General features: G+C 69.6%; 8 protein-coding genes. All 8 read left to right on the forward strand.

The window, feature by feature from the left end; translation table 11 throughout:
• A partial coding sequence (locus OOT08_RS06960; protein WP_325091869.1) for an amidohydrolase occupies positions 1-633 on the forward strand: 633 nt, incomplete at its 5' end.
• A gap of 110 nt (positions 634-743) precedes the next feature.
• A complete protein-coding gene (locus tag OOT08_RS06965; RefSeq protein ID WP_325091870.1) occupies positions 744-1,721 on the forward strand; it encodes an ABC transporter substrate-binding protein in 978 nt (325 codons plus the stop codon).
• A gap of 28 nt (positions 1,722-1,749) precedes the next feature.
• Positions 1,750-2,721, forward strand: a complete 972-nt coding sequence (locus tag OOT08_RS06970) for an amino acid ABC transporter permease (RefSeq protein WP_325091871.1) — start codon at positions 1,750-1,752, stop codon at positions 2,719-2,721.
• Positions 2,718-3,482: an amino acid ABC transporter ATP-binding protein gene (locus OOT08_RS06975; protein ID WP_325091872.1), complete on the forward strand. Its 765-nt coding sequence runs from the start codon at positions 2,718-2,720 to the stop codon at positions 3,480-3,482. Before OOT08_RS06970 ends, OOT08_RS06975 begins: the two co-directional genes overlap by 4 nt.
• Before the next feature lies 1 nt (position 3,483).
• Positions 3,484-4,224, forward strand: coding sequence for an aspartate/glutamate racemase family protein (locus OOT08_RS06980; protein WP_325091873.1), 741 nt, complete (start codon positions 3,484-3,486; stop codon positions 4,222-4,224).
• Between the two features lie 474 nt (positions 4,225-4,698).
• Positions 4,699-4,965, forward strand: coding sequence for a hypothetical protein (locus tag OOT08_RS06985; protein WP_325091874.1), 267 nt, complete (start codon positions 4,699-4,701; stop codon positions 4,963-4,965).
• Positions 4,966-5,151: 186 nt separating this feature from the next.
• Positions 5,152-6,303 (forward strand): AI-2E family transporter, encoded by a 1,152-nt coding sequence (locus OOT08_RS06990; protein WP_325091875.1) that lies wholly within the window; start codon positions 5,152-5,154, stop codon positions 6,301-6,303.
• A partial coding sequence (locus OOT08_RS06995) for a CPBP family intramembrane glutamic endopeptidase (protein ID WP_325091877.1) occupies positions 6,300-7,224 on the forward strand: 925 nt, incomplete at its 3' end. The genes OOT08_RS06990 and OOT08_RS06995, both read left to right, overlap by 4 nt.

Genomic DNA, 7,224 nt, shown 5'->3' on the forward strand with positions numbered 1-7,224 from the left:
ATCGCGGTGGCCACCCACGCGATCGGAGATCGCGCAAACCACCTCATCCTGAACGTCTACGAGGAGCTCCGGGAGGAGACCCGTGCCCGCGGGCTCCGGCACCGCGTGGAGCACGCGCAGCACCTGCTCCCCGAGGATGTCGCGCGCTTCGCCCGGCTGGGTGTCGTCGCCAGCCTGCAGCCCACGCACTGCACCTCGGATATCCCCCTGAGCACGAGTCTGCTGTCCGGGCGACGCCTGGCGAACTATGCGTGGCGCTCCCTCCTCGACAGCGGCGCCACGGTGGCCTTCGGCTCCGATGCGCCGGTCGAGGACCCGAATCCCTTCTTCGGCATCCACGCCGCCGTGACCCGGCAGACCCCGGACGGGGCCCCCGAAGGCGGCTGGGAACCCGAGGAACGCCTCACGGTTGCCGAGGCCCTGAGCGCCTACAGCGCCGGAGCCGCCGGGGCCGCCGGACGGGGAGACCGCGTCGGTCGCATCGCCCCCGGCCAGCTCGCCGACCTGATCGCCGTCGACGCCGACCCCGTCGAGGCGGACCCGGCTTCCCTGCGAAACATCCGCGTCCTGCGCACCCTCGTCGGCGGCGTCAGTCGCTACGAGGCCGACTCGGATCGGCCACCGCTCCGGTAGCCCGTCCCGCCCTCCCGCCGCCGAGGCATCCCTCGGCGCGGCCCCGCTCACCCATTTTCGGACCACCACCCCGTGCCCGGCCCCGCCGGGACAGACAAAAGGAGCGTGCAATGCTGCACACCACCACCACCAAATTCCGCACCGGCGCCCTCGCGCTGCTGACCGGAGCCGTGCTGCTCGGCACCACCGCGTGCGGCGGCCAGAGCCTCTCGGAGACCGAGCCCGCGGGCGACGGCGGCCGGGCGGCGGCCGTCGAGTTCATGCCCGTCCCCGACGAGGACCTCGCGCAGTCCGTGCTCGAGTCGATCGAGGTCAACGAGGAACTCGCCAAGCTCGTCCCCGACGCCATTCGCAGCGAGGGCCTCAAGGCCGTCACCTCCGTCGGCTACCCGCCCATGGAGGAGTGGGGCACCAACGGGAAGGACATCATCGGCGTCGACCCGGCCATCGCGCACGGCATCGCCCGCACCCTGGGGCTCAAGATGACCCTCGTCGACCAGGAGTTCAACTCGATGATCCCCGGCCTGATGTCCGGACGCTACGACATGCTGCTGTCCTCGATGACCGACACCCCGGAGCGTCAGGAGACCACGACCTTCGTGGACTACGTCTCCGCGGGGAACGCGTTCCTCGTGGCCGCGGGGAACCCGGAGAAGATCGCGGCTCCCGCAGACCTCTGCGGCAAGATCGTCGCGGTCGTCGACAGCGGTTCCTCCGCCGGTCTCGCCGACGGCTTCTCCGCCGACTGCGAGGCCGCGGGCGAGGCTCCCTACGAGATCCTCAAGTTCGACGGGGACAGCGGCGCAAACCTCGCCGTGCAGAGCGGCCGCGCGGTTGCCACGATCACCGACTACCCCGTCGCCGCCGCCCGCGCCGCGATCGCCGAGAACGAGCAGACCGCCGTGCAGATCGAGGGCGACGAGAGCCTCTGGGGCATCGGCATCGACAAGAAGAACACCGAGCTCGTGGACGCCGTCCAGGCCGCGCTGCAGGCGATGATCGACAACGGCGACTACGAGAAGATCCTCACCGCGTGGAACGTCGAGGGCATGGCCATCGACACGGCCCTCGTCAACGGCGGCAAGTAACCCCTGAGGTCTGGAGAAAGGCTCCCCCGTGGCATCCACACACCGGCGCACCACGCCGTTCCTCACTCAGAGCGGCGACGAGATCGCCATCGCCCCTAGCGTGCACTGGCGGCGATGGGTGGTCGGCGCCCTGGCCCTCGGCGTGTTCGCCTGGGCGGCGAGCATCGTCATTTTCAACGAGAACATCCGGTGGAACCGGGTCTGGGAGTACCTGTTTTCCCAGAAGATCCTGGACGGGGTCGTCGTCACGATCTGGGTGAGCATCGCGGCGACCATCCTCGGCCTCGTGCTCGGCGTCATCCTGGCCGTCATGAAGCTCTCGAAGAATCCCGTGCTCCGGGTGCTGGCGGAGGGCTACATCTGGTTCTTCCGCGGCACCCCGGTGCTCGTGCAGCTGATCTTCTGGTTCAACCTCGCGTTCCTGCTGCCCTTCATCACCCTGAAGATCCCCTTCACGCAGATCGGGATGCGCTGGGACACGAACACGCTCATCTCCGGCTCGGTCGCCGCGCTGTTGGGCCTCGGGCTCAACCTCGCCGCGTACTTCGCCGAGACCGTGCGGGCGGGCATTCAGGCCGTGGACCGCGGGCAGACCGAGGCTGCCCTCGCCGGGGGGATGACCTCCGCGCAGACGATGCGGCTGATCGTGCTCCCGCAGGCGCTGCGAATCATCATCCCCCCGACGGGGAACGAGTTCATTTCGATGCTCAAGACCACGTCCCTGATCGTCGTGGTTGCGGGGAACGACCTGATGACCAACGCGAGCCAGATCTACAAGCAGAACAACCTCATCATCGAGCTGCTCATCGTGGCCAGCATCTGGTACATGGCCATGACCGCCGTCGCGACCTTCCTCCAGTCCCGGCTGGAAAAGCGTTTCGGCCAGGACCGGGTCCGCCTGGTTCGCGGGCCCAGCTTCAGCCAAACCCTGATCCGCATGGCCACCGGGGCGATCCCCACCCAGCGCGCCGCGTCCCGTACGAAGGAGACCGTCCGATGACCGAGGTACTCGTCCGCGCGAGCGGCGTGAAGAAGGCGTTTGGCCAGCACCAGGTGCTCCGCGGCGTGGATTTCGAGGTGCGCGCCGGTGAGGTGAGCTGCATCATCGGCCCCTCCGGCTCGGGCAAATCCACGTTCCTCCGCACCATCAACGCGTTGGAGACGGTCGACAGCGGCAGCCTCATCGTGCGCGATGAGCAGGTCGGCTACACGCTGCGCGACAACCGCTACCACCCCTGGACGGACCGGGACTTCGCCCGGTTCCGCTCCGGCATCGGCATGGTGTTCCAGCGCTTCAACCTGTACGGGCATCTCGACGCCGTCGACAACGTCGCGCGGAGCCTGATCACCGTGAAGCGGCTGCCGAAGGAGCGCGCGCTGGAGCGGGCACGGGCGGAGCTCGACCGGGTCGGGCTCGCCGAGCACGCGCACAAGAAACCCCACCAGCTCTCGGGCGGCCAGCAGCAGCGCGTGGCGATCGCCCGCGCCCTCGCGATGGACCCGGCGCTCATGCTCTTCGATGAGCCGACCTCCGCGCTGGACCCCGAGCTCGTCGACGAGGTCCTGGAGACGATGAAGGCGCTCGCCGAGGGCGGCATGACCATGATCCTGGTCACGCACGAGATCGGTTTTGCTCGGGAGGTCGGCGACACGCTGAGCTTCTTCGACGAGGGCCGCATCCTCGAGCGGGGCACCCCCGCGGAGGTGCTGTCGGGCGAGGGCTCGGCCCGCACCCGCGCGTTCCTCGACCGGGTGCGCTGACGTGCGGGGGGCGCACACCGAGGTGGTCGTCGGGGTCCTCGGGGGGATGGGGCCCGCGGCGACCGCGGACTTCTACGCCAAGCTGGTTCGGGCCACCCCGGCCGCGACCGATCAGGAGCACCTGCGCGCCCTGATCTGGTCCGATCCCTCCATCCCGGACCGGACCGAGGCCCTGCTGACCGGCGGCCCGGATCCGCTCCCCCTGCTCACCGAGGGCGCCTCCCGGCTGCGGGACGCCGGGGCGGACTTCCTCGTGGTGCCCTGTAACACGGCGCACGCCTTCCTCGTCCCCATCCGGGAGCGGTTACCGCTGCCCCTCCTGTCGATGATCGACGAGACCGCGGTGAGCGTGACCGCCGCGGATCAGCCGCGCAGTCGGGTCGGCGTCCTGGGAACCAACGCCACCCGCCGCAGCGGGCTCTACCGCCGGGCGCTCTGCGAGCGGGGCGCTGAGGTCGTCGAACCGGACGAGGCGCAGCAGGAGCGGGTCAGCCGCGGCATCGCCCGGGTGAAAGCCGGGCAGACGGACGAGGAGACCTGGGCGCTCATCGCCGGGGTGGCCACCGAGCTCGCCGAGCGCGGGGCCGAGGCAATCATCGCGGGGTGCACCGAGCTCCCCCTGGCCCTCGCGCTGCGCGAAGCGCCCGTGCCCATCATCGATCCCACCCAGGTCCTCGCCGAGGCCGCGGTGCGCTACGCGACGACCGTGGCCGCGTCACGCGTCCGGAGCCGCTGCGCCTGAGCCCGCCGCCGAGCGGCCCCTCGGAGACCCCCGCATCCCGCGTCGGATGCGGGGGTCTCGTCGTCTGCGGACCCGACGGCGTTCCGAGGCTCCGCCGGCGTCCGCGGTCCGGGCGAGACCGCCTTCCTGAGTGATTGCCGTCAAATGCGTGACAGATCGGGGTTTTACTCGTAAGGTTATGAGGAACGACTTCGAAGCCCCGCTCAATGCATGAGCGACATCCACCGGTTTCTCCGTTCCACGCCTGCGCCAGATCGCGAACTACTCCGCTCGATCACGGCCGAGTCAGGCTTCGCGCGTCCGCCAACCACATGGCGCCCTCGCGACACCTTTGCCCGACCCGGGCACACCCGCGGCCAGCACGCCGCACCGCAACGCCCCTCGGGGCACCCGCCGCCGTCAGGCGGCACCCACAGCGTTTCCGTCGCGACCGAAGCAGTTTGGTCGGCGACGCCGCAGAGAAAGGAAATCGCAATGACAACGACGATCATCGCACCGCACACCCCGTACCGCACCCTGGCTGAGCTGAACGGAGAGACCTCGGTCTCCCGCCCCGCCTGGGCCGAGCACCTGTCCGTCTACCGCGGCGGCGGCCGTACCCTGTACATCGCCGAGCCCGCCCGCATCGACCGCGCCGCCAAGCGCGACTTCGATCGGCTGACGAAGGCCGGTTGGACCGTGGTCACCGAGACGATCCCCGGTCGCACCGACCGGGTCCGCGTCAGCATGACCCGCGCCTAGCACCGCTGACCCTCGGTCCGGGGTTCCGCAGGGAGCCCCGGACCGCGTCGGCCCCCTCGCGCCACGTCTCAGGATTCCTGAGGGGTGGCGCTTTTTTGTGTGTGGCGCCCGGCGGTGGCCCGGGAGCACACCGCGGGCATAGGATGGCGAACACACGGCGCCGCCGCGGTGCAGGGGAGGAAGACGATGAGACGCAGAGCCATCGAGCGAGACACTGAGGTCGCGGTCCGCCGCACCGATCCGACGAGCGTGCCCTTCGGCGGGCGGCCCCCCTTCCAGGTGGGGCTCGTGGGGGGCCTCGGGCTCCTCCTCGCCGTGCTGATCGGCTCGGTCGTCAGCCAACTGTCCACCGTCCTCGTCTACATCGGCCTGGCCCTGTTCCTCGCGCTCGGCCTCGACCCGCTCGTGAGCTGGCTGGAAAAGAAGCTCCCCCGCGGGGCCGCCATCGCGACCGTCGTCATCGGTGCGGTCCTCGTCTTCGCGGGCATCATCCTCGCCATCATCCCGGTGCTCGTCAAGCAGATCGCCAGCCTCGTCGAGGACGTGCCGGGGATGATCTCCGACATTCAGCACAGCGATTTCTACGCTGACGTCATCAACCGCTACGGCGACGGCATCAAGGACGCCCTGAACGGGGCCTTCCAGTTCATTCAGGACCCGGGCAATATCGCGCAGATTGGCGGCGGCGTCTTCGCCGTCGGCGCGGGGGTGGCCGGGGGCGTCACCGGCGTCATCGTCGTGTTCATCCTCACCCTGTACTTCCTGTCCTCCCTGCGCCGCATGAAGGGCGTCGCCGCCCGCTTCGTGCCCGCCTACCGCCGCCCCGGCTTTCGGGAGATCGTGGAGGATGTCTCGGGCGCGGTCGGCCGCTACGTCATCGGGCAGCTCAGCCTCGGCCTGGTCAACGGCGTGCTCAGCTTCATCATGCTCAGCATCATCGGCGCACCCATGCCCGCCCTGCTGGCCCTGATCGCGTTCTTCGGCTCGTTGATTCCGCTCGTCGGGACGATCTCGGCCGCAATCATCATCAGCCTGGCCTGCTTCCTCACCTCGCCCGTCACGGCCCTGATCGCCGGGATCTACTACCTCGTCTACATGCAGATCGAGGCCTATGTCCTGAGCCCCCGCATCATGAGCAAGGCCGTCTCGGTGCCCGGCGCGATCGTGGTCATTGCCGCGGTCGCGGGCGGCGCGCTCGGCGGCATCCTCGGCGCCCTGGTCGCGATCCCGGTCGCCGCCTCCTGCATCATCATCATCCAGAAGCTCGTCTTCCCGACCCAGGACGCGAAGAAAACGCCGCCGCCGAAGCCGGGCAACGCCGAGGAGGTTCAGGCGTGAGCCGCACCGCGCCCCTGTCGCCCGCGGAACCCGGGCGCGAGCGCCCGTGGCTCGGCCCGATCCTCTTCGTCGTGATGGCGATGGGCTTCGCCTGGCTCGTGGCCCTGCCGCTGTTCTTCACGGGCGGCCTGCGCAGCCCGCTGTTCCTGCCGCTGTCGATCCTGATGATGCTGACGCCCGGCCTGTCCGCGCTCCTCGTCTCGCGATACTTCGAGGGCTTCCTGAACCCGTGGCCGCAGCTGGGCGCCTGGCCGCTGCGCCCGGTGGGCCGACTCATCGCCTACGTCGCGATCGCCCTCGTCGGCATGGTCCTGATCGTGCTGGTCGCGCTCCCCATCGGCTCCCTGTTCGGGGTGTACGACGCGGACTTCCAGAACTTCTCCGGATATCAGGAGGCCATGCGGGTCTCCCTTGAGCAGCAGGGGGTGAGCGATGAGCTCCCCATCCAGGGGCTCGTGGGCGCCCAGTTCGTCGGGGCGTTCATCGGCGCCTTCGTGAACATCGTGCCCGCCGCGGGCTCCGAGCTCGGCTGGCGCGGCTACCTCTTCCCGCGGGTGTACCGCCGCTTCGGCGCGATCCCCGCGATCGTGATCACCGGGGTGCTCTGGGGCCTCTGGTACTCGCCGCTGCTGGTCCTCGGCTATCACTACGAGCAGGCCGGACCGATCCTGAGCATCCTGCTCATGATCGTGTTCTGCGTCATCATCGGCGCGCTGTTGTCCTGGGTGCGGCTCCGCTCCGACTCGGTCTGGCCCGCGGTCATCGGCCAGGGGGCGCTCGCTTCCGCGATGGGCGTCGGCGCGATGAACGCCTCGGTCGGCTTCTCCTATGTCTTCTTGGAGGCCGGGCACACCGTCGACACCACGCAGGCGACCGTGCTCGGCTGGTCCGGCTGGATCGTGCCGCTGATCCTCGTCGTCA

It is taken from the genome of Leucobacter sp. M11 (assembly GCF_035726885.1).
GTDB lineage: Bacteria > Actinomycetota > Actinomycetes > Actinomycetales > Microbacteriaceae > JAPFRB01.